Here is a 25,521-nt window from a genome sequence, read left to right as displayed (position 1 = left end):
CGTGGAAAACGCCTTTCAAGTGGACCTGCGCGGCGTCGTCGATCTGCTGAGCCGTCACCTGTACTCCAGCCCCCGCGTCTACGTGCGCGAACTGCTGCAGAACGCGGCCGACGCCATCACCGCCCGCGCGGAAGGCGAGGGCCGCGTCGCGATCGAGGTCGCCGAAGGACAGGTGCGCGTCCACGACAACGGTGTCGGCCTCACCGAGGCCGAGGTGCACACGCTGCTCGCCACCATCGGCCGCTCCTCCAAACGCGACGAGCTGGGGTTCGCCAGGCACGAGTTCCTCGGGCAGTTCGGCATCGGGCTGCTGTCGGGCTTCCTGGTGGCCGACGAGATCCACGTCGAGACCAGGTCGGTCACCGGCGCCCCCACCGTGAGCTGGATCGGCAGGTCGGACGGCACCTACCAGGTGTCGCCCGCCCCCGCCGAGCGGCCCGAGCCCGGCACGACGGTCACGCTGAAGGCCCGCAGGGACGCCGCCGAGTGGGTCGACCCGCGCACCGTCGCCGAGCTGGCCGCCCTGTACGGCTCGCTGCTGCCGATCGCGGTCACCGTCAACGGCGTCGCCACGACGGCCGACCCGCCGTGGCTGTCCCCGCACGACTCTCCCGACGCGCGCAGGGCGGCGCTGCTGGAGTACGGCAGGCAGCTGTTCGGCTTCACCCCGTTCGACGTCATCGACCTCGACGTCCCCGAGGCGGCCCTGACCGGCGTCGCGTTCGTGCTGCCCAGCCCCGCCAACCCGACCGCGCGCGCCACCCACCGCGTCTATCTCAAGCGCATGCTGCTCACCGAGCGTGCCGAGGGGGTGCTGCCCGAATGGGCGTTCTTCGCCCGCTGCGTCCTCGACGCGGGCGAGCTGCGCCCCACCGCCAGCCGCGAGGCCCTCTACGAGGACGACCTCCTGGAGCACACCCGCGACCACCTCGGCCGCCAGCTGCGCGAATGGCTCGTCAGGCTGGCCGAGACCGACCCCGCCCGCCTGCGCGCCTTCCTGCGCCTGCACCACCTCGGCGTCAAGGCCCTCGCCCTGCACGACGACGACATGCTGCGCCTGGTCGACAGGTGGCTGGAGTTCGAGACCAGCGACGGCCCGATGACGCTCGCCCAGTTCAGAACCCGCCACCCGCAGGGTCGCTTCACCTCCAGCGTCGACGAGTTCCGCCAGCTGTCGGCCGTGTCGGGCGCGCAGGGCGTCGGCCTCGTCAACGGCGGCTACGTCTACGACAGCGACATCCTGCAGCGCCTGCAGCGGATCGACCCCGACATCCGCCTCGACCGCCTGGACCCCGGCGAACTGGCCACCCACCTCGGTCCCGTCGACCCGGGCGCGGACCTGGCCGCCAGGCCCTTCCTCTCCGCGGCCGCCCGCGTCCTCGACCCTCTCGGCTGCGAGCTGGTCCTGCGCGACTTCGATCCCGCCTCGCTGCCCGCCCTCTACCTGACCAGCAGGGCCGCCGAACACCAGGCCGAGCTGCGCGAGGCCAAGGAGGCCGCCGACGACCTGTGGGCCGACGTGCTCGGCGCGATGGAGCGGACCGTCGCCGCCGACCGTCCCCGACTGGTGCTCAACCACCGCAACCCGCTCGTGCGCCGGGTCGTGGTCCTCAAGGACCTGTCGCTCGCCGCGACCGCCGTGGAGGCGCTGTACGGCATGGCGCTGCTCCACGGCCACCACCCCCTGCGCGCCGCCGACACCGCCGCGCTGAACCGTTCGTTCCTCGGCCTGCTCGACTGGGCCGTCCTCGGCAAGGAGTGACCCGATGGCCGACGTTGAGGAGATGCTGGACCAGGCCAGGCAGATGCCGTACGGCGAGGCCAGGTCCGTGCTGCTCGAACAGGCGCTCAAGGCCGCCGGTCACGACCCCGAGCTGGCCTTCGAGGTACGGCTGGAGCTGACCGAGGCGTACCAGTACGGCGCGGAGCCCGCCAAGTCGTTCGCCACGTTCTCCCGCAGCGTCGCCGACTACGACGCCGACCCGGGGCGCTGGTCGGACTGGCAGACCTACAGCCTGCTGTGGCAGTTCAAATGGATCGCCAGCGACATGCGCCGCTTCCCCGAGGTCCCGCTCCAGCGGGCCTACGACGCGCTCGCCGAGATGGAGCGCCGCTACGTCGAGGCGGGCTACGGCCTGCACGCCGTCCACACCCAGCGCACCTACGTCGCCGAGCACATCGGCGACAGGGCCGCCGCCGACGAGTGGTTCCACCAGTGGCAGACCACCCCGCGTGACGACATGTCCGACTGTGAGGGGTGCGATCCGAGCGGCAAGGTGTGGCACCTGTCGTGGATGGGCCGCGACGAGGAGGCCATCGAGCTGGCCGCCCCCGTCGTCGCAGGGCATCTGACCTGCCACGTCCAGCCGCAGGGCATCCTCAGCAACCTGCTGCTGCCGTACCTGCGCACGGGGCGGCTCGACGAGGCCGCCGCCGCGCACCTGCGCGCCTACCGGCTCGTCCAGGGCGACGCCAACTACGTCGACGACTTCGGCGACCACATGGAGTTCTGCGCCCTCACCGGCAACGAGACCCGCGGCCTGGAGATCCTGCAGCGCGAGCTGCCGCTGCTCGAGCGCTCGCCCACGCCGAGCGACCGCATGCACTTCGCCGGGTGCGCGGCGCTGCTGCTGCGCCGCCTGGAGGACCTCGGCCAGGGCGGGCTGACCGTGCGGAGGAACGGCGCGGACGTTCCCGTCGGCCGCCTGCGCGAGGAACTGGAGGCCGACGCGCGCGCCCTGGCGGCCCGCTTCGACGCGCGCAACGGCACCGGCGAGCAGAGCCGCAGGCTGGAGGAGCGGCTGGCGGCCGAGCCGCTGGTCGACCATCTGCCGCTGACCCCGCACGCGCGCAGGGTCGTGATCCCCACCGCCCCGTCCGCGCCCCCGCCGGCCACCGCGGGACCCGACGAGCTGCTCGACCTGGCCGAGGACGCCTGGCGGCGCAGCGACCACGACGCGGCCTTCGCAGCGTGGGAGCGCTACGACGAGATCGGCGGTGAGGCGGGCGGCAGGCGCACCGACGGGCTCGGGTTCGCCGCGCTCGTCCAGGGCGACGTGGAGCAGGCGCGCGAGCTGTGGACCCGCGCGGCCGAGCTCCACGCACTGGCGGGCGACGAGGTCAGGCGGCAGGTCGCGCTCGGCAGGCTCGGGCTGGTCACGCCCGAGGGGCTGCCGCTGGTGGAGGAGTCGCACCGATGGCTGTCGGCCAACGGCGACGAGCGTCAGCGCACGGCCGCGGTGTCGCGGCTCGCCCAGGCGTACGCGAGCGCAGGGCGGGTCGGCGAGGCGATCGCACTGCTCGAAGGGTCGAAGGACGGCGACCGGCTGTCCCTGCTGGCCAGCCTTCTCGCCGACGGCGACCCGGAGCGCGCGGCCGAGACGGCACGAGAGGCGAGGAAGGCGCTGCGGGCCGAGGGCGACGTGCTCGTCCTCGCCAGAACCGCGCTGTTCCAGGGGCAGCTCATCCAGCGGCACGGCGGCGAGCTGGAGGAGCTCCTCGGCGCCTTCGGGGAGGTGCTGGCCGTCGCGCCGCGCACCGAGCCTGGGCTGCGCGCGGTCGCCCACGCCTCCAGGGGCGAGGTGCTGGTCATGGTGGAGCGCGCGGCCGAGGCGACCGAGGACCTGGTCGAGGCCGTCGCCCTGTTCACCGCGCTCGGCCAGTCCGGCAACGCCGCGCTCGCCAGGGTCGACCTGGCCGCCGCCTACCTGGCGGGCGAGCGGCCCATGGACGCCGCCATCGCCGCGGAGGAGGCGCTGGCGATGCTCGACACCGACGACCTGGACAACACCACGAGCGTCATGTGGACCCGCGCGAACGCGCTGCGCATGCTGGACGACAGGGACGCCGCGCTCGCCGACTTCACCGCGCTCGTCCCGATGTACGCTCACCCGTTGCAGTCGGCCAGGGCGGCGGAGTCCGCGGCGAGCATCCTCGACGAGCTGGATCGCGACCAGGAGGCCGCGGACACCTTCGCCGCCGCGGCTGGCTACTACCGCGCCGCAGGGAGCACCGATGACCAGGCCAGGATGACCCGCAGACACGCCATGTCGCTGCACTGGGCGGGCAGGAGCGCCGCCGCGATCGAGGCCATGGCCGAGGCGAGGACTCTGCCCCAGGACCCGTTCCAGCTCGCCGCCCTCGCCTACGACGAGGCCCGCGTCCTCGACGGCCTCGGCAGGAAGGACGAGGCGCTCCTGCGCGCCCGCGAGGCGGTCGAGCGCTTCACCGAACTCGGCGACGAGCGGGCGGTCGAGTCGGCGAAGGACCTGCTCACCTGGTTGGAGGAGTGATGTTCATCTCCGCTTGACTCGGCTGTCATGGCCGGGTCAGCGGAGAAGGACATACCTGGGGCGTGGAACGCAGAACCTTCCTCGCCGCGACGGCCGCCTCCTTCCTCCTCCCTCCCTCCCGAGCTCTCGCAGGTGATCCGTTCACGCTCGGCGTCGCCTCGGGAGACCCCACCACCGACGGTTTCGTGCTGTGGACCAGGCTCGCGCTCGACCCGCTCGGCGGGGACGGGCGCGGCGGGATGCCCTCCCGCTCCATCGACGTCGACTGGCAGATCGCCACCGACGAGCGCTTCTCCACGATCGTCCGGTCCGGTACGGTGACCGCCACGGCCGCAGGCGCGCACAGCGTGCACGTCGAGGCGCGCGGCCTCGAACCGGGACGCGAGTACCACTACCGCTTCAGGACCGAGGGCAAGCTGTCGCGCGCCGGCCGTACCAGGACCACCCCGACCGGGGCGCAGCCCCTCTCGTTCGTCGTGGCGGCCTGCGCCCACTACGAGCACGGCTACTACACCGCCTACCGCCGCCTGGCCGAGCAGGAGCCCGACCTGGTCGTGCACCTGGGCGACTACATGTACGAGTACGGCCCCAGCGGCTACACCGCGCTGGCCGGCAGGGTCCGCACGCACACGCCGGGCAAGTGCGAGACGCTGGCCGACTACCGGTTGCGGCACGCGCAGTACAAGAGCGACCGCGACCTGCAGCGCGCGCACGCCGTCGCGCCGTGGCTGGTCGCCTTCGACGACCACGAGATCGAGAACAACTGGGCGGGGCCCGTCTCCAGCACCGGCGCCCGCGACTTCGCCAGGCGCAGGGCCATGGCCTTCCGTGCCTACTACGAGAACATGCCGCTGCGCCGCGCGAGCGTCCAGGGCGCCGTCCTGCGCGTCAACCGGCGCGTCTCGTGGGGCACGCTGGCCCGCTTCCACCTGCTCGACACGCGCCAGTTCAGGGACGACCAGGCCTGCCTCGACGGGGTCCGCGCCTCCTGCGACGAACGGCTGTCGGCGCGCCGCACCCTCCTGGGCGACGAGCAGCGGCGCTGGCTGTCGGAGGGGCTGCGCTCGTCCACCACGCAGTGGAACCTGCTCGGCCAGCAGATCATCATGGCGCAGCGCGACTACAAGGTCGGGCCGGGTCGCGAGGTCAACCTGGACTCGTGGGACGGCTACGCGCCCGAGCGCGACCGCCTGCTCGGCTGGATGAAGGAGACCTCCAATCCCGTCGTCCTGACCGGCGACGCGCACATGCACCACGCGGCCGAGCTCAAGCTCGACTTCGACGACCCGTCCTCGCCCGTGGTCGCCCGCGAGCTGGTCACCTCCTCCATCGCCAGCGACGGCGACGGATACCGCGACAAGGCCTGGATCGCCGAGGCGCTGGCGGAGAACCCGCACATCTCCTACATCGACCAGCGGCGCGGCTACATCGCGGCCAGGCTCACCTCGTCGGAGCTGTCGGTCGACTTCCGGACACTCGACTTCATCTCCCGCAAGGGCGCGCCCGCCAGGACCACCAAGTCCCTCACCATCCCCGCCGCCCCACTCGGCCGCTGACCCCCGCGCCGCCGCGGGTCGTGAGTTAGCGTCTGTTGTCATGACCTGGGTGCTGTTTGACTACGGAAACGTCCTGTCCCTCCCGCAGCCGAAAGCAGACGTCGAGGCCATGGCCGCCGCCGCGGGGGCCGACCAGGACATCTTCGAGCGCGGCTACTGGAAGCACCGCCTGGAGTTCGACAGGGGCACGATCACCCCGCGCGCGTTCTGGTCGCTGGCGCTCAACCGCGATGTCGGCGACGAGGAGGTCGCCAGGCTCGTCGAGCTGGACGTGGCCAGCTGGTCGCACCCCAACCGCGACACGGTGGCCGTCATGGAACGGCTGCCGCGCGTGGCGCTGCTGTCCAACGCGCCCGACTGCGTCGCCGACGGCATCGACGGGCTGCCGTGGATGGCCAGGGTCGAACCCCGCTTCTACAGCGCCAGGATGGGCATGGCGAAACCCGACCCCGAGATCTACCTCGCCGTCCTGGACGGGCTGGGAGCCGAGCCTGGCGAGGTGACGTTCGTCGACGACAGGCTGGAGAACATCGAGGCCGCCGAGCGGGTCGGCATCGTCGGCGTGCACTTCCGCGAACCCGGCGACCTGGCGCCGCTGCTGGGCTGACCCGCTCGCGACCGGCTCCGCCGATGCCGGCCCGCTCTGCCCGCGACCGGCTCCGCCGAAAGGCTGACGCGCTGTCCCCGCGACCGGCTCTGCGAAAGGCTGACGCGCTGTCCCCGGCGTCCGGCTCCGCCGAAAGGCTGACGCGCTGTCCCCGGCGACCGGCTCAGCCGAAGGCGTAGCCGTACAGGCCGGGGCCGCTACCGAGCTTGTGGGCCTTGCCGGGGCGCAGCCCGGGAAACGGACCGGGGCGGCGCGAGCCAGGCACGAAGGTGACCACGCCCGTCCCGGGCGCCGCCACGACGAGCCCGTCGACGGGACGGGCCGTCGACAGCGTCCGGTAGCGGCCGACGGCGGGCAGAGCGGTCAGCGACGCCCCGAAGTCGCGGCCCCTGCCCTTGATCAGCAGGTCGCCGTACCGGGTCAGGCCGCCCTTCCTGGCGCTCGCCAGCACCTGCACCGAGTTCTCCCCCGGCACGCCGATCGCCAGCTCGGCGTCGCCGTCGCCGTTGAAGTCGCCCGTCGCCAGCGCCGCGCCGAACCTGTCGTAGTAGCGCGGGGTCCCCTTCAGCAGCCGCTGCGTCCACGCCTCCCAGCGGCCCGTGCCGTAGCGGACGTGGACCATGCCGTCGCCGTAGTCCATGGCCCGCTGGTTGGCGCTCAGGCCCTCGCCCGGCACGCCGATCGCCAGGTCGTCGCGCCCGTCGGCGTCGAAGTCCGCGGCGGCGAGCGAGGCGCCGAAGGCGTCCCACTTCTCCGAGCCGCCCTTCACCCCCGGCGAGGACTGGGTGTACTGCACGGCCCTGCGGCTGCGCGGGTTCACCACCGTCACCGAGCCCTGGCCGTCCAGGCGGACGGTGTCGGCCGGGGCGCCGATCGCGATCTCGTCCTTGCCGTCGCCGTCGAAGTCGCCGGTGGTCAGCGCCGAGCCGAACTGGTCGGTGACCAGACCGCGCTGGCGCAGGCCGCGCTGGGTGATCTGGTACCGCCCGCGGCCCTCGAAGCCGTCGACGACGACCGTGCCGCCGGTGCCCATCGCGGGCGCGCCGATGACCAGCTCGTCGGCCTTGTCGCCGTCGAGGTCGCCCGCCGCCAGGGCCGCGCCGTACCGGTCGGAGCCGCGCTTGGCCGGCGACAGCTGCCTGCCGGGGGTGAGGCCGCGGGGCGAGCCGTGGAAGAGCTGCACGGCGCCGTTGCCGTCGGCGCCGGGGACCGGCGTGCCGAAGAACTCCTCCGAGACGCCGACAGCGAGGTCGGCGCAGTCGTCGCCGTCGAAGTCGCCGACGGCGAGAGCGGAGCCGAAGGAGTCGCCGGTCTCCGGGTCGCCCGGCACCCCGGGCGTCGCCTGGGAGAGCCTGGCCTTCTGGCCGGAGCCGTACATGATCGTGACCGCGCCGGCGCGGGAGCGGCCTTCCACGCTCTCGTACGGCGCCGCGATGGCCAGGTCGGGCAGTCCGTCGCCGTCGAAGTCCGACGGGTGCCCGCCGCAGGACGTCACCGAGGCGCCGGCGGCCGGCATGGGGAGGAAGGGGAGGGTGAGGCAGGCGACGGCGAGCAGGGCGGTGCGCGAGACGTTCATGCCCGGATGGTCCCCAGGCCCGTCGAACCTGGCCTTAACACCCCGGGAACGTGCCAGGATAGGCGGGTGGACATCGACCTCGCGGACCTGGACTTCTGGCGTAAACCGCTCAAAGAGCGGCAGGAGGCGTTCGCCAGGCTCCGGCAGATGGAGCACCCGGTCTTCTTCCCCGAGCGGAAGGTGCCGCTGCTGCGTTCGGGCACCGGGTTCTACGCCCTCGTCAGGCACGCCGACGTCGTCGAGGCCAGCCGCAACGCCAAGGTCTTCTCCAGTGAGCCCGCCGTCACCAACCCCGAGCCGCCCGGCTGGGTCAAGCACGTGTTCGGCGAGTCGATGGTCAACATGGACGACCCCCGCCACGCGAGGCTCAGACGCATCGTCTCGCGCGCCTTCAGCCCCAAGATGCTGCAGAACCTGCAGGCCGACATCGAGAAGGCGTGCGAGCGGATCGTCGACGACGTGATCGCCGCGGGTCCTGGCGACTTCGTCACGCAGGTCGCCGCCCGGCTGCCCATCCACGTCATCTGCGACATGATGGGCATCCCCGACGAGTTCCGGGCGAAGGTGCACGAGCACGTCGACGCCTCGACCGCCTACAGCGGCGTACGGCCGAGCGTGCTGCAGAGCGCCCGCCTGGCGGGCAAGAACGTGGTGGCGCTGCTGGCCCTGCAGCGCATGGTCATCCAGCTCGGCCACCAGCGCGTCGCCGACCCGGGCAAGGACCTGGTGTCGGCGCTGGTCACGGCCAACCCTGACGGGGAGAGGCTGACCGACAAGGAGCTGGGCTCGTTCTTCGCGCTGCTGCTGGTGGCGGGCAACGAGACGGCGCGCAACACGATGGCCCACGGCATCAAGCTGCTCACCGACCACCCCGAGCAGCGCGAGCTGCTCATGGGTGACTTCGACGGGCACGTCAACGGCGCGATCGAGGAGATGGTCAGGCACGTCTCGCCGATCATCCAGTTCCGCAGGACCGTCACCGAGGACTACTCCCTGCGCGGCCTCGAGCTGAAGAAGGGCGACAGGGTCGTCCTCTTCTACGGCTCGGCCAACCGCGACGAGGAGGTCTTCCCCGACGCCGACGCCTTCGACATCACCCGCGACACCAAGCCGCACGTCGGCTTCGGCGGCCCAGGACCGCACTTCTGCCTGGGCGCCAACCTGGCCAGGCAGGAGATGCGGACCATGTTCCGCGAGCTGCTGACCAGGTTGCCCGACATCAGGTCGGTGGGCGAGCCCGAGCTGCTGGTGTCCAACTTCGACAACAGCGTGCGCAGTCAGTCGTTCACGTTCTGAGGCCGCTGCGGGCTCTGCGGGGCCAGCACGTTGGTCCTGATCGTGAGGAAGGTGATCAGCGCGGAGACGGCCATCATGCCGGCGCTGATCAGCATCGCCCTGGTGAACCCCGCGGCGTACCGCACGGGGTCGCTGAGAGCGTCGCCCGCCAGCCCGACGAACGGCGGGATCGCCGCCACCGCCAGCAGGCTGCCGGTCCTGGCCAGGGCGTTGTTGATGCCGCTTGCCGTACCGGCGTAGCGGTCGTCGGCGGTGGCCAGCACGGTCGCGGTCAACGGCGCGACCGCCGCCGACAGGCCGAGGCCGAAGACCGAGACGGCGGGCAGCACGTGCAGCCAGTAGCTGGAGCCCTTGCCGATCGTGCTCATCAGCAGGAAACCGGCGCCGGCCACGAGGATGCCGGTCGTCATCGGCAGCCGCGGGCCGTACCTCTTGGCCACCTCGCCCGCCCGCGCCGACAGCAGCAGCATGAGGATGGTCACCGGCAGCAGCGCCGACCCCGCGGCGACGGGGGAGAAGCCCGCGACCGTCATCAGCTGCAGGGTGAGCAGGAAGAAGACCACGCCCATCGCCGCGTACATGATCAGCGTGACCACGTTCACGGCGCCGAACACGGCGTTCTTGAACAGGCTCATCGGCACCAGCGCGTCCGGCGACCTGCGGATCTCCCACGCCACGAACACCCCACCGAGCACCAGGCCCGCGACCAGCGGCACCAGCTGGCCCTTCTCGGTCAGGCCGTAGGTGATGCCCGCCAGGGCCAGCGCCGCCAGGACCGAGCCGACGATGTCGAACCTGCCGACGGCCTGCTCGTCCTTCGTCTCGGGGACGTGCCTGAGCGTGATGACGACGACGAGCGCGGCGAACGGCAGGTTCACCAGGAACGCCCAGCGCCAGCCCGCGTTCTCCACCAGCCACCCGCCCAGCAGCGGGCCGATCGCGGCGGCCACGCCGCCCAGCCCGGACCACGCGCCCACCGCCCTCGGCCGGTCCTCGCGCACGAAGCTCGCCTGGATGATCGCCAGAGAGCCGGGGGTGAGCAGCGCGCCGCCGATGCCCTGCAGGCCCCGGGCCAGGACCAGCAGCTCGATGTTGGGGGCGAGCCCGCACAGCGCGGAGGCCAGGGCGAACCACACCGTGCCGATGAGGAAGACCCTGCGACGGCCGAACCGGTCGCCGAGCGAGCCGCCGAGCAGGATCAGGCCCGCCAGCGTGAGGGTGTAGGCGTTGATCGTCCACTGGAGGCCGGCCATGTCCGCCTTCAGCTCGGCCCGCAGCGCAGGAAGCGCGACGTTGACGATCGTGCTGTCGAGCATGGCCAGGCCTGAGCCGAGCACGGTCGCTGCCAGGATCCACTTGCCCTGTGCGGATTTGAGCTGGACGTCCATGTGGACAATCTTGTCGTAAGGCTCGAAGCGGACTGGACTCCCCCCTCTGAGGGGACGCCCGCCGGGGGTGGGGACGGTCAGGAGGTGCTGCTCAGGGCGCGCAGGACGAAGCCCGACACGATCTCCTCGGCCGCCTCCACGCTCACCCGGCCGCTGATCAGCGGCTCCCGTTCGGCGCCGATCACCGCGAGGATCATGCGGGCCGTCGCCGCCACGTCCTGTACCTGGAAGTCGCCCGACCCCGCGCCGCTGTCCAGGATGTCCACGAGGATCCGCTGCATGGGCGCCACGTGGTCGGCCAGCTGCTGGTAGGCGTCGGGACCGAGCGTCGCGCTCAGCCCCGCCGCTCCCGGGTGCGGGTGCGCGAGCAGCCCCGCCAGCTGCAACCGCACGAACGCCCGCAGCCGCTCGGCCGGCGTGGCCGAAGGAGGCAGCTCGCTGGTGTAGGCCTCGATGAAGTAGTGCGTCACCCGCTCGGTGAACGCCAGCAGCAGCGCCGCCTTGTCCGGGTAGTAGTTGTAGAGCACGGTGCGGGTGATGCCCGCCTCGTGCGCCACGTCCGTCATCGAGATCGCGTCGATGCCCTGGACGCGCGACAGCCGCGAGACCGCCTGCAGGATCCGGTCCTGCGTCTGGGCGCGGTGCTCGCCGATCGTGGCGGCGGAGATCCTGGGCATGAGCACATGTTAGGCCGCGGACCTGACCGTGTGCAGCAGCTCTGCGAGCACCTCGGTGTTGAGCTGGTACGCCAGGCGCACCTCGCGGATGATCCGCTGCTGCTCGGCCTCGTCGACGGGAAGGGCGTCGAGCCTGGCGCGGTAGTCGTTCTTGAAACGGGGCAGCGAGCCGACCTCGTCGAAGATGTAGAAGTCGACGCCGCCGCCCTTGCCGTACCCGTAGATCTTCTGCAGCTCCATCCTGATGAACTGGCCGCCGGACAGGTCGCCCATGTAGCGCGTGTAGTGGTGGGCGATGTAGCCGCCCGGCCAGTCGGCGACCTGCTCGATGCGGGCCACCAGCGTCCTGGTCGCCTTGGAGGGCTCGATGCGCTCGCGCCAGGCGGGACCGTAGACGGTGGCGAGGTCGCGCTCGAGCGCCGCTTCCCGGTAGAGGGAGGGGAAGACGAACGGCCCCGCCATCGGGTGGTCGGCCAGGCGCTTGGAGACGCCGTCGAGGGCCAGGTAGGCGAAATAGTGCTGGGCGACCATCTCGCCGTACTCCTGCGCGCTGAGCCGCCCTGCCATGAGTTCCTTGAGGTAGCTCTCGTCCTCGGCGGACTCGTGGTCGCCCCAGGTGGCGTTGCGCAGCGTCTCGGAGAAGGTCATGACACAGTGTCACCAAAATCTGCGGCCCGCGTCAAGCCGATGACGACACCATGTCATAAAGACCAGGGCAAGAGCCACGACCGGGAGCCATGCCAGCCGTTCGAGCACCCACGAGGGCGTGTCGGGCCTGCCGTACAGGCCGAAGGCGAGCACGGTCACCACCAGCGCCGACTGGTGCCACAGGAAGATCGACATGGCGCCCAGATTGGCCAGGGCGACCGGCGCCCACAGCCTGGGCCTGCGCATCAGCCGGCTCAGCGGCCCGTGGAGAAGCAGCGCGAGGCCTGCCTGCGCCAGGCCGAAGCAGACCGCGGCCAGCGTCGGCGGGCTGAGGTTGGAGGCGCTCTGCCCCGTGATGCCGATCATGGCGGCCGGGTACCCGCCCCACGCCACCAGCGCGACGGCCGCCGCGCCTCCACCCGCCAGGAGCCACGGGCCGACCCTGCGCGGGCACAGGTCGCCGCGCGCCCACAGCACGCCCAGCAGATACGGCACCAGCCACGCCGCCGCCAGGTTCACCCAGCCGACCGCCGCCGGAGCGCCCAGCCCGAACCGCAGCAGGTCCACGGCCGCCACGACCGTGACCGCCGCGCCGACCGCGACCGGCCCCGCCCTGACCAGCCACGGCGTGAGCGCGGTCAGCGCCGCGAACACGCCGAGGAACCACAGCGGGCCGAGCGCGGGCTTGGCCAGCGCGACCACCGACGCGACCGGCTGGCCGTTCAGCACAGACACCAGCGCGCCGAGGGCCGCCCACGCCAGCAGCAGCGGCACCACCGGCAGCGCCAGGCGGACCAGCCGCGCCACCACCCACGAGCGGTACGGCTCCCGCACCCCCCGCGCGGCCGCGTAACCCCCGACGAGGAAGAACACGGCCAGTGTCTGGAGCACCCACGAGACGGGCGACAACTGCGGCATGTACGCCAGCGGAGAGGAGATGACCAGGTGCGGGTTCCGCTCCCACGCGCTGACCAGCCAGTGCCCGAGCACGACCCCGACGATCGCCACCGCCCGGAGCGCGTCCACGCCCCTGTCACGGCCCGCCGGCGTCGCCGCCTCGATCCTGCGCACGTCAAGCACGGCCCACCTCCTCGCCGCTGGTCGTCGGGGTGGCGGCCTGGATGCTGCGCACGTCAAGCACGGCCCACCTCCTCGCCGCTGGTCATCGGGGTGGCGGCCTGGATGCTGCGCACGTCAGGCACGGCCCACCTCCTCGCCGCGGCCGAGCGCGATGAGGGCGAGGTTGCGCAGGGAGGCGGTGCCCTCGTCGAAGTAGTCGCTGTGCCCGCCCGGCCCGGTCGCGAAGATCCGGGCGCCGAACGCGGGATCCATCGGATCCCGCCCGAACCCGACGGGCCCGGCCTTCAGGTGGGGCACCATCGAGATCCAGTCGCCCGCACCCCGCCCCGCCCACACGCGCGGCCCGATGAGCGAGGCCCTGCGGGCGCCGCCCATGCCGGGGCTGCCGACGACGGCGAGGTCGGCCACCGGCAGTCCCGGCGCGGCCAGGGCGCAGACGACCGAGCCGTAGCTGTGGCACAACAGCGCGACCGGCGCCTTCGGCAGGCTCAGCACCCGCTCGCGCAGTTCCCGCGCCCCGTCCGCCGCCGCCACGTCGGTGAGGGCGGACAGGCTCCAGGTGGGCGGGCTGTCGTAGCCGAGCCACGCGACGACCGCCAGCCTCGTGCCCGGCGCGATCCTGCGCGCCTCGGCCAGCAGCGCCCTGGCCGCTCCGCCCGGCCGGTGGGTCCCGTTCTCGAAGGTGGCGGCGGTCGAGTCGCTGCCCGGCACGATCACCGCGATCCGGTCGGCGGTGGCGAGATCGCCGTACACCTTGACGAGCCGATCGCCGGGGGAGACGGGCATGGCGAAGGCGGCGACGCCGAGCAGCAGCGCCCCACCTGCGCAGAGTTTCCTGACCATGGGGCCGAAGGTAGGAATCGCGGCCGCTAGCGGTCGTCGCTCCCCGGCACGATCTTCGCTGGTCCCTCTCAGGTGCTAGCTCGTCCGCGCGAAGAACCCGTGACCTTCGGCTGATGAGCGTCGGCCACCCCCGCTCGTGCGAGATGCCGGGTCACTGCATGTGATCTTGTATTGGCCTAGCATCAATCTAGACCGACTAGACAGGGGGCTCCCATGAGCGGATGGCAGGTGCAGGAGGCGAAGCAACGCTTCAGCGAGGTCGTGCGACGGGCGGTCAGTGAAGGCCCGCAAGTGGTCACGCGGCACGGAGAGGAAGTGGCCGTGGTCATCGACATCGCCGAGTATCGCCGTCTCAAAGGCGACGCTCCGGACTTCGGGCAGTTCCTCCTCGCTGACCCCGACTGGGACGACGACATGGAGTTCCCACGGAACCAGGACCTCCCCCGAGAGGTGGAATTCGACTGATGGGCGTCGGCTACCTCCTCGACACGAACGTGGTCTCCGAGGTCCGGAAACGCAACGGAAGCTCTCACGTCAGGAACTGGATAGGCGAGGCACACGGGCCCACGCTCTACCTCAGCAGCCTGACGGTGGGTGAGATCCGCAGCGGAGTCGAGCTCCGCCGGCGCAGGAATCCCGCGCAGGCGACGATTCTGGAACGCTGGCTTCACGGGCTTCACCGGCAGTTCGGTGATCGCATCATTCCCATCACCTCGGAGATCGCGGAAGAATGGGGACGCCTGAACGCCATCCGTCCGATCCCGACGATGGACGGCCTGATCGCCGCGACGGCCAGAGTGAACGGCTGGACGCTGGTGAGCAGGAACGTCAAAGACTTCGAGGGGACGGGCGTGTCCGTGGTCAATCCCTTCGAGCCGCCGCGGCGAGATCAAGCCCGCGTGTAGCGGTGCTTGGAACCCGGCGGGAAGTAGTCGGGGTCGCCCGTCTCGCGCAGACGGATGAACGGCGGCTGCCTGTCCGCGGGAACGTAGGCGGCGAACTCGCTGTTGAGCCGGAGCAACTGGCCGAGGATCGCCTCCCCGACGGCCCGCGCCGTCTCCTCAGCGGGCGGCACGCCTTGCGCCAGCTCGACCGTCACGGTCAGCCGCCGGTCGCGCTCGGCGTCCTCTACCACCTCAAGCACGAACTTGCCGGTGACCATCCCGCACACCTCCGGCTGCTCCAGGCCGACAGAGATGTTCTCGGGATAGACGTTCGCGCCGTAGTAGGACACCGTGAAGTGACCGCGGCCGAAGACGTAGGCGAAGGGCCGCTCCGGGCCAGGGACCGAGGGTGTGAAGCCGCGCCCGGCGAGGAAGCCCAGCATCCTGTCGTACGGCAGCAGCCCGCCCTCGTCGGCGATGTGGTAGCGGACCAGGGGGATCCCGTTGTCGCCTGAGAAGAGCAGCGTGCCCTCGTGCTCCTCGAAGAAGCGGACCTCCGGGTCGTACTGGACGAGTGTCGGCAGCCGCGACTCGCCGAAAAGCTCCCGCGCGGTGTCGGGGCGGGCCGCCAGGAATCGGCGGATCTCGATCGACAGCGGGGTCTCGTTGCCGAGGACGCCCGCGTCGGCCGTGCCGTACAGGGAGGCGGTGTCGCGGAGTGGGTCGGTCATGCCGGCACGCTCGGCCACCAGTGACCGCCACTCCTCGCTGAAGACCTCGCCCGCGGTGACCAGCTTGATCCGGTACTCGTGCCAGGGAAGGCCGCCGGTGTCGATGACGTCCTTGAGGAAGGGCGGGTAGCCGAGCAGGACCACCTGGTCGAAGTGCGGGGCCAGCTCGGGGATCACCCTGACGATCTCGCGCTTGTCGGCGCCCGGCGCGACGGCGGTGATCGGGTAGCCGCGCTCGGCCAGGTGGCGCACGCAGGAGAGGGTGAACAGGCCGCCCACCCAGGTGCCGAGCGCGAAGCACACGACGGCGAGCGTGCGCCTGCGGCGCGCGTCGAAGGCGTCCCTGAAGACCTCCTCGAACCTGTCGGCGATGACCCGCTCGTCCTCGGCCGATCGGGGCCAGAAGGAGGGGGTGCCGGTCGAGCCCGAGGAGACGGCGATCATGTCGCCGATGGTCCCGTCGCGGCAGAGGTCGGGCAGGGGATGGCGGCGGGTGTAGGTGTCCTTGGTGGTCATCGGCAATCGCGAGAAGTCCCGCAGGGTCGTGACCTGGGCCGGGTCGATCGCGTGCGCGGCCAGGAACGCGCGGTAGGCGGGCACCGTCGCCGCCGTCCGCTGGAAGAGCTCCACCGGGTCCATCAGCCGATGGTACGGCCCAGCGGCAGCCTCGCCCGCACCTCGAATCCGCCCTCAGGCCTCGGCCCCGCCTCGAGGGACCCGCCGAGTAACTCGGCCCGCTCCCGCATGCCGATGATCCCGTGCCCGCCCCCGGCGGCGGGGGCGGCCGCGAGCGGGGGCCGGTTGGCGACGACGATCACCAGTTCCGCCTCGGTCCTGCCCACGTCGACGCTCACCTCGGCGCCTGGCGCGTGCCGCATCGCGTTGCTCAGGGACTCCTGCAGGATGCGGTAGGCCGTCTCGCCCACCGGCGGATCCACCTCGCCGAACTCGGAGGTCACCGTCACCGGGTGGCCGGCCGCGCGGACCGTGTCGAACAGCTCGCCGACGCGGTCGAGGTCGGGCGCGGGAGCCTGGCGCAGGGTGCCGACGATCTGCCGCATCTCGGAGATCGCCTCCAGCGAGATCTCCCGTACCTCGGCCAGGCCGGTGTCGAGGAGGGCGGCGTCACCGGCGGCGCGCAGCCGTACCGCCTCCGACTGGATGGCGATGGCCGACATGTGGTGGGCGACGACGTCGTGCAGCTCGCGCGCGATCCGCAGCCGTTCCTCCGCCACCGCCTGCGCGGCGAGGGTCTGCTCCGCCTGCGCCGTCAGCTCGGCCTGGGTGCGGCGGCGGGCCCTGACGACCTGGCCGAGCACCAGGACGACCGGGAGGAGCAGCAGCTCCAGGCCGAAGGGCTGCGGTCTGTACAGGATCTCCGCCAGCGTGGGGACGATCCACACGGCGACGGCGCCGATGACGGGGACGCGGGTGGCGACCGTGTAGGCGCACAGCACGACCGAAAGGCCGCCGACCGAGGTCAGCTGATGGATGGGGTACGGGTTCCACACCATCACGACGGCCGCCAGAACCAGCGACATGACCGGCGCCGGTCTGCGCAGCGCGACCGGCGCCGACGCGATGGCCGCGACGAGTGTGAGCATTCCGTCGTCGGTCGGCGGGTCGAGGTCGCCGGGCCCGAGCCGCCGGCCGACCTCGACCGGCGGCTCGAGTCCGGCCGGCCCGAGCGGGAAGCCGGTGGTGCTCGCGGTCAGGTCGTCGCGGGTCAGCCAGAACAGCACGAGCCCGACCACGACGTCCGCGGCCAGCAGCATCCGTGGCGACGCGTACCACTTGGAGTCATTCACCGGGGCGGACCAGCCCCGTCTCGTAGGCGTAGACGATCGCCTGCGCCCTGTCGCGCAGGTAGAGCTTGGTCAGCACCCTGCCCACGTGTGTCTTCACCGTCTGCTCGGCGACCACGAGCCGGTCGGCGATCTCCTGGTTGGACAGGCCCTGCGCGATCAGGGTGAGCACCTCGGTCTCGCGCTCGGTCAGCTCCGCCAGGCGCTTGACCGACGGCGCCCGGGGGCCGCCCAGCCTGGCGAACTCGTGGATCAGCCGCTTGGTCACCGCCGGAGCGATCAGGGCCTCGCCCGCGGCGACCACCCGCACCGCCTCGGCCAGCTGCGCGGCGGAGGCGTCCTTGAGCAGGAATCCGCTGGCCCCCGCCCGCAACGCCTCGTAGACGTAGTCGTCGAGGTCGAAGGTCGTCAGGATCAGCACCTTGGTCTCACCGGCGGCCATGAGCCGGCGCGTGGCCTCCAGGCCGTCCATCACCGGCATCCTGACGTCCATGAGCACGACGTCGGGCTTCAGCTCGGCCACCCGCTCGATCGCCTCCTGGCCGTTGGCGGCCTCGCCCACCACCTCGAGGTCGGGCTGGCTGCTGAGGAACACCGTGAAGCCCGTGCGGACCATGCCCTGGTCGTCGGCGATCAGCACCCGGATCATGACGTCCGCTCCAGCGGCAGCAGGGCCTTCACCTCGAACCCGCCCCCTTCCATGGGACCAGCCTCCAGCGATCCGCCCAGCAGGGTGGCCCGCTCACGCATGCCCACCAGCCCGTGGCCGGCGCCCGGGGCCTCCCCGGGCCTGCGCCCTGGCCCGTTGGCCACCCGCACGCGCAGGTCGCCGGCCCAGATCACCTCGACCGCAACGGCCGAACCCGGCGCGTGCCGCATGGCGTTGCTGAGCGATTCTTGCACGATCCGATAGGCCGAGACGGCCATGGCCGTGGGCACCTCCTCCAGCTCTCCCGAGCGTTTGACCAGCACGGTGAGGCCGGCCGACCTGGCGTTGCCGACCAGCTCGTCCAGCCGGTCGAGGGCGGGCGGCGGCGTGGTGTCGGCCCTGCCCTCTTGATCGCGCAGCACGCCGAGGACCTGCCGCAGCTCCTTGATCGCCTCAAGGGACAGCCCGCGGATCTGCGCGAGCCCCGCCTCCAGGAGGGAGGCGTCCCCTCGGGCCTCCATGGGGACGGCCTCCGCCTGGATCGCGATGACCGACAGGTGGTGGGCGACCACGTCGTGCAGTTCCCTGGCGATCCGCGCCCGTTCGGCCATGACGAACCGCTCACCGATGGCAGCGTCCCTGCTCTCGGTGGCGCTGCGCCGTACCCGGACGTTGTAGCCGAACAGCAGGATCACGGTCATCGTGACCGTGGACAGCGTCATCGTGTTGCGGTCGACGATCCAGACGGTCAGCACCGAGACCACCCACACCGCGATCGTGACGCGCCTGTCGGACCTGGCGGCGACCGTGTAGAGCACCAGCAGGTACATCACGATGGCCGCCCCGAGGTAGGGCGGCTGCATGTCGGTGACCTGTTCGACGACGTGGAGCGACACCGGCATGAGCACCACGGCCAGGCGCCAGGCCACCAGCGGACGGCGCTCGCGCAGGGCGACCGGCAGCGAGAAGCCGAGGGCGGCCAGGTAGACCATGTACGCCGGCTGCCGCGTGGTCGGGCTCAGTTCCGTGAGCGTGGTGACGAACAGGGTCGCCGCCACGACGAGGTCGGCCCCCTGCACCACGTCGACGTGGTCGAAGGGCAGCAGCAGCCGCAGCACGCCGGGCGTGCGGCGGCGCAGGCGGGGAGAACGGACCGGAGGCGGGTCGGCCTCGCCGCGGAAGAACGCGAGCCAGAACGGCTGGACGAGGGCCGAGATCACCGCAACAGCGTACGGCCCCGCTCACCAGGCAGGCGTCACCCCTGGGAGTGACCATCTCAGGTATGACTTACATCATTACGATCGCCGTGAGCGAACATCAGCAAGGAAGGGAACAATCCTGGGCTCCAATGAATTGAGCGTGTATAACTCAACCCCATTGGAGTTCAGATGAGTGAGAGCTTGATCCTCCCGGTCCTGCCGCTCGACGACGAGGTGGTCCTGCCGGGCATGGTGGTCCCTCTGGACCTGTCCGACTCGGAGGTCCGGGCTGCGATCGACGCGGCTCAGGCTTCTGGTCTCAACAAGCCGCGTGTCCTCCTCGTTCCCAGGATCGACGGCCGCTACGGCGCGGTCGGCGTGCAGGCCGTGGTCGAGCAGGTCGGCAGGCTCCCCGGGGGCGAGCCCGCCGCCGTCGTGCGCGGCGTCAACAGGGCGCGCGTCGGCAAGGGCACGACCGGCCCGGGCGCGGCCCTTTGGGTGGAGGTCCACACCGTCGACCCCGTGCACGTCGGGGAGCGGGCGCAGGAGCTGGCCAAGGAGTACAAGGCGCTGGCCACCACGATCCTGCAGAAGCGTGGCGCGTGGCAGGTGGTCGACCAGGTCAACCAGATCGACGACCCCTCGGTCCTCGCCGACAGCTCCGGCTACACGCCGTGGCTGAGCACCGCCCAGAAGGTCGAGCTGCTGGAGGCCCCCGACCCCGCCGACCGGCTGGCCAAGCTGGTGGAGTGGTCGCGTGAGCACCTGGCGGAGCTCGACGTCGCCGAGACGATCCGCAAGGACGTCCAGGAGGGCATGGAGAAGCAGCAGCGTGAGTTCCTGCTGCGCCAGCAGCTCGCCGCCGTGCGCAAGGAGCTGAAGGAGCTCAACGGCGACACCGCCGAGACCGAGGAGGAGGACTACCGCGCCCGCGTGGAGGCGGCCGACCTCCCCGAGAAGGTGCGCGAGGCGGCGCTCAAGGAGGTCGACAAGCTGGAGCGGACCTCTGACCAGTCTCCCGAGACCGGCTGGATCCGCACGTGGCTCGACACCGTCCTCGACATCCCCTGGAACGAGACGAGCGACGACAACTACGACATCGCCGGCGCCCGCGAGGTGCTCGACGCCGACCACACCGGCCTCGAGGACGTCAAGGACCGCATCATCGAGTACCTGGCCGTGCGCAAGCGGCGCCAGGACAAGGGCCTCGGCGTGGTGGGCGGCCGCCGCAGCGGCGCCGTCCTCGCCCTCGCCGGTCCGCCCGGAGTCGGCAAGACGTCGCTGGGCGAGTCCGTGGCCCGCGCCATGGGCAGGAAGTTCGTCCGCGTCGCCCTCGGCGGCGTGCGCGACGAGGCCGAGATCCGCGGCCACCGGCGCACCTACGTCGGCGCGCTGCCCGGCCGCATCGTGCGCGCCATCCGCGAGGCCGGCTCGATGAACCCCGTCGTCCTGCTCGACGAGATCGACAAGGTCGGCGCCGACTACCGGGGCGACCCGACGGCCGCCCTGCTCGAGGTCCTCGACCCGGCGCAGAACCACACCTTCCGCGACCACTACCTGGAGGTCGAGCTCGACCTGTCGGACGTGCTCTTCCTCGCGACGGCCAACGTCCTCGAGGCCATCCCGGGGCCGCTGCTCGACCGCATGGAGGTCGTCACGCTCGACGGCTACACCGAGGACGAGAAGGTGGCCATCGCCCGCGACCACCTGCTGCCCAAGCAGCTGGAGCTGGCCGGGCTGACGGCCGAGGAGGTCACCGTGGAGGAGGCGGCCCTGCGCAAGCTGGCCGCCGAGTACACCCGCGAGGCCGGCGTGCGCTCCCTCGAGCGTTCCATCGCCAGGATCCTGCGCAAGGTCACGGCCAAGGACGAACTGCCCACCACGGTCGGTGAGGACGGCCTGGTCGACTACCTGGGCAGGCCGCGCTTCGTGCCCGAAGCGTCGCTGCCCGAGTCCAAGCAGCGCACCTCGGTGCCCGGCGTGGCCACCGGCCTGGCCGTCACCGGAGCCGGCGGCGACGTCCTCTACGTCGAGGCGTCCCTGGCCGACCCCGAGACCGGCGACACCGGGCTGACCCTCACAGGACAGCTCGGCGACGTGATGAAGGAGTCGGCGCGGATCGCGCTGTCCTACCTGCGCTCGCACGGCGCGGAGCTGGAGCTGCCGGTCACCGCGCTGAAGGACCGCTCGGTGCACGTGCACTTCCCCGCGGGCGCCGTCCCCAAGGACGGGCCCTCGGCGGGCGTCACGCTCACCACGGCGCTGGCCTCGCTGCTGTCGGGACGGCTCGTCCGCAACGACGTGGCGATGACCGGTGAGATCTCCCTCACCGGGCGGGTGCTGCCCATCGGCGGCGTCAAGCAGAAGCTGCTGGCGGCGCACAGGGCGGGCATCACCACCGTCCTCATCCCGGCCCGCAACGAGCCCGACCTGGACGACCTGCCCAAGGAGGTCCGCGACGAGCTGACCATCCACGCCGTCGGTGACGTGCGTGAGGTGCTCGACATCGCCCTCACCCCCGCCAAGGTCGCCCAGACCACCGCGGCCTGACCACCCGCCGAAGCCGCCCCGCCGTCCGTACGGCGGGGCGGCTTCGCCATGGTGGCCGGACAACGGCGCCTGTCGGTCGCGTTCTGTCACGCGCCGCCAGACGGGCGGTGGTGAGCCACTTCACATCGGCGGACGGGAATAGGCGCCGGTAAGAGGATCGTTGGCAACAACGTGAACGAGATGCGAATGCGCAGGTGTATGGGCTGTCAGGCCCGCTAGAGCGCACCCTTCCGCCCTCCTCGTTCGAAGGTATCTCCCTGATGATCCGCCCCAGCTTCGTGCTGCGCCGCCTGAGCCACCTGCCGTTCCACCCCGGCACTCGCTGACGCGTCCCCCAACGCTGACCGTCCGTTACCGAATCCGTTGTGGGGAATTTTCGTGATCCAGGCTGCAGGCCTGCGCAAGTCGTACGGTGACACCGTCGCGCTGGACGGTGTCGATCTGCACGTGCGCCAGGGGGAGATCTTCGGTGTGCTCGGCCAGAGCGGCGCGGGAAAGAGCACGCTGCTGCGCTGCGTCAACCTCCTCGAGCGCCCCGACCGCGGCACCGTCGCGGTCGCCGGGCAGGAGCTGACCACGCTCGGCGAGCGCGACCTGCGCGCCGCCAGGCAGCACATCGGCATGATCCACCAGCACTTCGCGCTGCTGTCCTCACGCACGGTCGCGGGCAACGTGGCCTTCCCCCTCGAGGTCATGGGGGTGGGCAGGGCCGAGCGTTCGGCCAGGGTCGCCGAGCTGCTCGAGCTCGTCGGCATCGCCGACAAGGCCGACGCCCGCCCCGGGCAGCTGTCCGGCGGGCAGAAGCAGCGCGTGGGCATCGCCAGGGCACTGGCCCGCAACCCGAAGGTGCTGCTGGCCGACGAGGCGACCTCGGCGCTCGACCCCGGCACGACCTCCTCCATCCTCGCCCTGCTCAGGCGGCTCAACACCGAGCTCGGGCTGACGATCCTGCTGATCACGCACGAGATGAACGTGGTCAAGAGCATCTGCGACTCGGTGGCGATCATGTCGGGTGGCGCGATCCTGGAGTCGGGGCCCATCAGGCAGCTGCTGACCACGCCCGGCTCCCGCCTGGCCGCCGAGCTGTTCCCGCTGCCGGCGCCCGAGACGGGCAACGTCACGATCACGTTCACCGGAGCGGCGGACGAGCCGGTCATCTCGCACGTCGTGCGCAAGTTCGACGTGGACGTCAGCATCCTCGGCGGCGCGCTCGAGGAGGTCGCCGGCGGCTCTGTCGGCCGCCTGCGCGTCTCGCTGGCGGGCGCCGAGACCTCGGCCGCGCTCAGCTACCTGCGTGAGCGGGGGCTGATCGTGGAGGTGGCGGCATGACCTGGGAAGAGATGGTCCCGCTGCTCGGGCAGGCGACGTGGGAGACGGTCCAGATGGTGTTCTGGTCCACGCTCTTCACCGTCGTGTTCGGGCTTCCGCTCGGCGTGGCCCTGGTCGGCACCTCGCGTGAGGGGCTGTTCCCCTCGCGGATCGCCAACCAGCTGCTCAGCCTGGTCGTCAACATCGGCAGATCGCTGCCGTTCATCATCCTGATGATCGCGGTGATCCCCTTCACGCGGCTGCTGGTCGGCACCACCATCGGCCTGTACGCGGCCGTCGTGCCGCTGACGATCGGCGCGGTGCCGTTCTTCGCCCGCCTGGTCGAGATCGCGCTGCGTGGTGTCAGCGCCGACGTCGTCCAGGCGGCCCACGCCATGGGCGTCAGCCGTACCTCGATCGTCGCCAAGGTCCTGCTGCCCGAGGCCAAGTCGGCGCTGGTGGCCGGGATCACGGTCACCGTCATCACGCTGGTGTCCTACTCGGCGATGGCGGGCGTCATCGGCGCGGGCGGCCTCGGCGACCTGGCCATCCGGTACGGCTACCAGCGATTCGAGACGCCTCTCATGATCGCGACCTGTGTGGTCATCATCATCCTCGTCCAGCTGGCCCAGACCGTCGGCGACGCTCTCGCCAACCGTCTGGCCGCCAGGCGCTAGCGACACCTCCACCCCGTTCTTCCGGGGTCCGCCACGAGCGGATCCTGCTTCCTCATACCCAGACAAGGAGCACAGCCGTGCGCAAGTTGTTCGGTCTCGTGACCGCCGCCGTCCTGGCCCTGACCCTCGCCGCCTGCGGATCGTCCGCTTCCGGCTCGTCGGCCTCCGGCGCCCCGAGCGACCCGCTCAAGATCGGTGCCACTCCCACGCCGCACGCCGAGATCCTCAAGTACATCTCGGACAACCTGGCGGCCAAGGAGGGCCTGAAGCTGGAGATCGTCGAGTTCAGCGACTACGTGCCGCTGAACCCGCAGCTCCAGGAGGGCCAGCTGGACGCCAACTACTTCCAGCACCAGCCCTACCTCGGCGACTACAACAAGGAGAAGGGCGCCAAGCTCACCTGGGTGGAGAACGTGCACCTGGAGCCGCTCGGCCTCTACTCCAGCAAGGTGAAGGACGTCGCCGCGCTCGCCTCCGGCGCGACCGTCGCCGTGCCCAACGACGCCACCAACCTCGGCCGCTCGCTGAAGCTGCTGGCCGACAACGGCGTCATCACGCTGAAGGACGGCGTCGGCACCGCGGCCACCGAGCGTGACGTCACCGCCAACCCGAAGAACATCACCTTCAAGGCGCTCGACGCGGCCCAGCTGCCCCGCTCGCTCGCCGACGTGGACGCCGCGGTCATCAACGGCAACTACGCCCTCGAGGCCAAGCTCAACCCGGCCACCGACGCGCTCATCGCGGAGAAGGCCGAGGGCAACCCGTACGCCAACGGGCTGGTCGTCCAGGAGGGCAAGCAGAACGACCCGCGGGTGCAGAAGCTGGCCAAGCTGCTGCAGAGCCCCGAGGTCAAGAAGTACATTGAGGACACCTATAAGGGCGCGGTCATCCCAGCCTGAATTTTTCCTGTGAATGATCGGGAAAATGTGTTTTCCGAATAATCGACCGCCGGCCAGGTAATCAAGCGAATTGTAAGTGTTCGGCAATCCGCCGGGACTACGAAGAGCGTGTCAGAAACCCTCTTCTCCCGAGGAGTCCCGTCATGCGATTCGTTTCGCGAATCCTGACCGGCGCCGTCATCGCCATTGCCGTGGCGGTCGGCGCCCCCGTCGCCGCGGGCGCGGCGACGACGGCCACGGCCACGGCCACCGGCACCGGCACCGGCACCGGCTGGGGGGCCTACCACTCCAGCGACCACAGGGCCGAGGCCTCAGGGCACGTCTCCGTGACCAAGAAGTCCTACAAGGTCTGGCACTGGGAGACCTTCTACAAGAAGGTCCTGGTCTGCTGGAAGGACAAGCACGGGAACAAGCACTGCGTCTGGAAGAAGAAGCCCTTCAAGAAGAAGGTCTGGACCTGGAAGCACGACTACTTCTACTCGGTGGACAGCACCCTCACCAACCACAAGTGGTGGGGCAAGCAGAAGTACGTCTGCGCGTGGGAGACCTTCAAGGTCGTGAACTTCGACGGTTCGACCTATTTCAAGAGCTTCAAGAACTGCGGCAAGCACGACGCCGACTACTCGTTCGGCGGTAAGAACGCCAAGCACATCTACGTGGATGTGAGCCGTGGCGCACATGGTGGCCCGAGCGGCTTCCACTCCGGCTGGCAGGACGTTTACCACGCCTAATGGCGGTTCCCCCTCGAAGAGGCCGTGATCTCGAATACGGGATCACGGCCCCGCCGTTTTCCGAGGAATTCGCGAGATGGATGTGACGCCATTTCCCGGTGTCATTCCCGTGAGGCTGCGGTGGA

At 71.0% G+C, this 25,521-nt stretch carries 22 protein-coding genes; 12 read left to right on the top strand and 10 right to left on the bottom strand.

The annotated features are described in order from the left end of the window. Window position 1 precedes the first annotated feature (1 nt). The 4 genes from AC3EO4_RS37180 to AC3EO4_RS37165 all read left to right on the top strand — a co-directional run bounded on the left by AC3EO4_RS37180 (window position 2) and on the right by AC3EO4_RS37165 (window position 6,455). Complete coding sequence (locus tag AC3EO4_RS37180) at window positions 2-1,762, top strand: HSP90 family protein (RefSeq protein ID WP_431900144.1); 1,761 nt, start codon at window positions 2-4, stop codon at window positions 1,760-1,762. Between the two features lie 4 nt (window positions 1,763-1,766). Then, on the top strand, window positions 1,767-4,292 hold the full coding sequence (locus tag AC3EO4_RS37175) for a hypothetical protein (RefSeq protein WP_431900142.1): 2,526 nt from the start codon (window positions 1,767-1,769) through the stop codon (window positions 4,290-4,292). A 62-nt stretch (window positions 4,293-4,354) separates the two neighbouring features. After that, on the top strand, window positions 4,355-5,848 hold the full coding sequence (locus tag AC3EO4_RS37170) for an alkaline phosphatase D family protein (RefSeq protein ID WP_431900140.1): 1,494 nt from the start codon (window positions 4,355-4,357) through the stop codon (window positions 5,846-5,848). A gap of 40 nt (window positions 5,849-5,888) precedes the next feature. Then, complete coding sequence (locus AC3EO4_RS37165; protein ID WP_431900138.1) at window positions 5,889-6,455, top strand: HAD family hydrolase; 567 nt, start codon at window positions 5,889-5,891, stop codon at window positions 6,453-6,455. A gap of 163 nt (window positions 6,456-6,618) precedes the next feature. Here the strand turns inward: AC3EO4_RS37165 and AC3EO4_RS37160 are convergent, their stop codons facing one another. Then, window positions 6,619-8,031, bottom strand: a complete 1,413-nt coding sequence (locus AC3EO4_RS37160; protein WP_379572012.1) for an FG-GAP-like repeat-containing protein — start codon at window positions 8,029-8,031, stop codon at window positions 6,619-6,621. Window positions 8,032-8,097: 66 nt separating this feature from the next. Here AC3EO4_RS37160 and AC3EO4_RS37155 point away from each other — a divergent pair, with 66 nt between their 5' ends. Beyond that, window positions 8,098-9,327, top strand: coding sequence for a cytochrome P450 (locus AC3EO4_RS37155; RefSeq protein ID WP_379572010.1), 1,230 nt, complete (start codon window positions 8,098-8,100; stop codon window positions 9,325-9,327). Here AC3EO4_RS37155 and AC3EO4_RS37150 read toward each other — a convergent pair. The 5 genes from AC3EO4_RS37150 to AC3EO4_RS37130 form a co-directional block, all read right to left on the bottom strand. Further along, window positions 9,309-10,715, bottom strand: coding sequence for an MFS transporter (locus AC3EO4_RS37150; RefSeq protein ID WP_431900137.1), 1,407 nt, complete (start codon window positions 10,713-10,715; stop codon window positions 9,309-9,311). The two genes, AC3EO4_RS37155 and AC3EO4_RS37150, sit on opposite strands and share 19 nt — an antisense overlap. A gap of 77 nt (window positions 10,716-10,792) precedes the next feature. Then, a complete protein-coding gene (locus tag AC3EO4_RS37145; RefSeq protein WP_379572006.1) occupies window positions 10,793-11,392 on the bottom strand; it encodes a TetR/AcrR family transcriptional regulator in 600 nt (199 codons plus the stop codon). Window positions 11,393-11,401: 9 nt separating this feature from the next. Continuing rightward, on the bottom strand, window positions 11,402-12,040 hold the full coding sequence (locus tag AC3EO4_RS37140) for a biliverdin-producing heme oxygenase (protein ID WP_431900135.1): 639 nt from the start codon (window positions 12,038-12,040) through the stop codon (window positions 11,402-11,404). 9 nt (window positions 12,041-12,049) lie between these two features. Further along, complete coding sequence (locus AC3EO4_RS37135; RefSeq protein ID WP_431900133.1) at window positions 12,050-13,120, bottom strand: acyltransferase family protein; 1,071 nt, start codon at window positions 13,118-13,120, stop codon at window positions 12,050-12,052. A 114-nt stretch (window positions 13,121-13,234) separates the two neighbouring features. Beyond that, window positions 13,235-13,963, bottom strand: coding sequence for an alpha/beta hydrolase (locus tag AC3EO4_RS37130; protein WP_431900131.1), 729 nt, complete (start codon window positions 13,961-13,963; stop codon window positions 13,235-13,237). A 213-nt stretch (window positions 13,964-14,176) separates the two neighbouring features. Here AC3EO4_RS37130 and AC3EO4_RS37125 point away from each other — a divergent pair, with 213 nt between their 5' ends. Both AC3EO4_RS37125 and AC3EO4_RS37120 read left to right on the top strand, forming a co-directional pair. After that, complete coding sequence (locus tag AC3EO4_RS37125) at window positions 14,177-14,428, top strand: type II toxin-antitoxin system Phd/YefM family antitoxin (RefSeq protein ID WP_379571998.1); 252 nt, start codon at window positions 14,177-14,179, stop codon at window positions 14,426-14,428. Further along, window positions 14,428-14,868, top strand: a complete 441-nt coding sequence (locus tag AC3EO4_RS37120) for a type II toxin-antitoxin system VapC family toxin (protein ID WP_431900129.1) — start codon at window positions 14,428-14,430, stop codon at window positions 14,866-14,868. Before AC3EO4_RS37125 ends, AC3EO4_RS37120 begins: the two co-directional genes overlap by 1 nt. On the opposite strand, the gene AC3EO4_RS37115 is transcribed toward AC3EO4_RS37120, so the two are convergent. Genes AC3EO4_RS37115 through AC3EO4_RS37100 form a run of 4 tightly spaced genes read right to left on the bottom strand, consistent with a single transcriptional unit; the run spans window position 14,853 to window position 19,252 of the window. Further along, entirely contained in the window at window positions 14,853-16,217 is a 1,365-nt protein-coding gene (locus AC3EO4_RS37115) for a phenylacetate--CoA ligase family protein (RefSeq protein WP_431900127.1), read from the bottom strand. The two genes, AC3EO4_RS37120 and AC3EO4_RS37115, sit on opposite strands and share 16 nt — an antisense overlap. Next, entirely contained in the window at window positions 16,217-17,386 is a 1,170-nt protein-coding gene (locus AC3EO4_RS37110; protein ID WP_431900126.1) for a sensor histidine kinase, read from the bottom strand. Before AC3EO4_RS37110 ends, AC3EO4_RS37115 begins: the two co-directional genes overlap by 1 nt. Next, a complete protein-coding gene (locus AC3EO4_RS37105) occupies window positions 17,379-18,032 on the bottom strand; it encodes a response regulator (RefSeq protein ID WP_431900125.1) in 654 nt (217 codons plus the stop codon). The genes AC3EO4_RS37110 and AC3EO4_RS37105 overlap by 8 nt, the downstream gene beginning before the upstream one ends. After that, complete coding sequence (locus AC3EO4_RS37100; protein ID WP_431900124.1) at window positions 18,029-19,252, bottom strand: sensor histidine kinase; 1,224 nt, start codon at window positions 19,250-19,252, stop codon at window positions 18,029-18,031. The genes AC3EO4_RS37105 and AC3EO4_RS37100 overlap by 4 nt, the downstream gene beginning before the upstream one ends. A gap of 168 nt (window positions 19,253-19,420) precedes the next feature. Here AC3EO4_RS37100 and lon point away from each other — a divergent pair, with 168 nt between their 5' ends. The 5 genes from lon (at window position 19,421) to AC3EO4_RS37075 (ending at window position 25,396) form a co-directional block, all read left to right on the top strand. Further along, on the top strand, window positions 19,421-21,781 hold the full coding sequence (gene lon / locus AC3EO4_RS37095) for an endopeptidase La (protein ID WP_431900123.1): 2,361 nt from the start codon (window positions 19,421-19,423) through the stop codon (window positions 21,779-21,781). 378 nt (window positions 21,782-22,159) lie between these two features. Next, a complete protein-coding gene (locus tag AC3EO4_RS37090; protein ID WP_431900121.1) occupies window positions 22,160-23,110 on the top strand; it encodes a methionine ABC transporter ATP-binding protein in 951 nt (316 codons plus the stop codon). Further along, window positions 23,107-23,766, top strand: a complete 660-nt coding sequence (locus AC3EO4_RS37085) for a methionine ABC transporter permease (RefSeq protein WP_431900119.1) — start codon at window positions 23,107-23,109, stop codon at window positions 23,764-23,766. Before AC3EO4_RS37090 ends, AC3EO4_RS37085 begins: the two co-directional genes overlap by 4 nt. Before the next feature lie 77 nt (window positions 23,767-23,843). Beyond that, window positions 23,844-24,665: a MetQ/NlpA family ABC transporter substrate-binding protein gene (locus tag AC3EO4_RS37080; protein WP_379571960.1), complete on the top strand. Its 822-nt coding sequence runs from the start codon at window positions 23,844-23,846 to the stop codon at window positions 24,663-24,665. 143 nt (window positions 24,666-24,808) lie between these two features. Beyond that, a complete protein-coding gene (locus AC3EO4_RS37075; RefSeq protein WP_431900118.1) occupies window positions 24,809-25,396 on the top strand; it encodes a hypothetical protein in 588 nt (195 codons plus the stop codon). Window positions 25,397-25,521: the final 125 nt, after the last annotated feature.

Source organism: Nonomuraea sp. bgisy101 (assembly GCF_057708945.1).
This window is presented reverse-complemented; position numbering and strand designations above follow the sequence as displayed.

Bases quoted from the DNA above. Each gene is read 5' to 3' on its own strand.
- AC3EO4_RS37175 (WP_431900142.1), top strand. From the start codon at position 1,767: ATGGCCGACGTTGAGGAGATGCTGGACCAGGCCAGGCAGATGCCGTAC.
- AC3EO4_RS37120 (WP_431900129.1), top strand. From the start codon at position 14,428: ATGGGCGTCGGCTACCTCCTCGACACGAACGTGGTCTCCGAGGTCCGG.
- AC3EO4_RS37140 (WP_431900135.1), bottom strand. From the start codon at position 12,040: ATGACCTTCTCCGAGACGCTGCGCAACGCCACCTGGGGCGACCACGAG.
- AC3EO4_RS37130 (WP_431900131.1), bottom strand. From the start codon at position 13,963: ATGGTCAGGAAACTCTGCGCAGGTGGGGCGCTGCTGCTCGGCGTCGCC.
- AC3EO4_RS37150 (WP_431900137.1), bottom strand. From the start codon at position 10,715: ATGGACGTCCAGCTCAAATCCGCACAGGGCAAGTGGATCCTGGCAGCG.
- lon (WP_431900123.1), top strand. From the start codon at position 19,421: ATGAGTGAGAGCTTGATCCTCCCGGTCCTGCCGCTCGACGACGAGGTG.
- AC3EO4_RS37085 (WP_431900119.1), top strand. From the start codon at position 23,107: ATGACCTGGGAAGAGATGGTCCCGCTGCTCGGGCAGGCGACGTGGGAG.
- AC3EO4_RS37160 (WP_379572012.1), bottom strand. From the start codon at position 8,031: ATGAACGTCTCGCGCACCGCCCTGCTCGCCGTCGCCTGCCTCACCCTC.
- AC3EO4_RS37075 (WP_431900118.1), top strand. From the start codon at position 24,809: ATGCGATTCGTTTCGCGAATCCTGACCGGCGCCGTCATCGCCATTGCC.
- AC3EO4_RS37145 (WP_379572006.1), bottom strand. From the start codon at position 11,392: ATGCCCAGGATCTCCGCCGCCACGATCGGCGAGCACCGCGCCCAGACG.
- AC3EO4_RS37125 (WP_379571998.1), top strand. From the start codon at position 14,177: ATGAGCGGATGGCAGGTGCAGGAGGCGAAGCAACGCTTCAGCGAGGTC.
- AC3EO4_RS37165 (WP_431900138.1), top strand. From the start codon at position 5,889: ATGACCTGGGTGCTGTTTGACTACGGAAACGTCCTGTCCCTCCCGCAG.
- AC3EO4_RS37105 (WP_431900125.1), bottom strand. From the start codon at position 18,032: ATGATCCGGGTGCTGATCGCCGACGACCAGGGCATGGTCCGCACGGGC.
- AC3EO4_RS37115 (WP_431900127.1), bottom strand. From the start codon at position 16,217: ATGGACCCGGTGGAGCTCTTCCAGCGGACGGCGGCGACGGTGCCCGCC.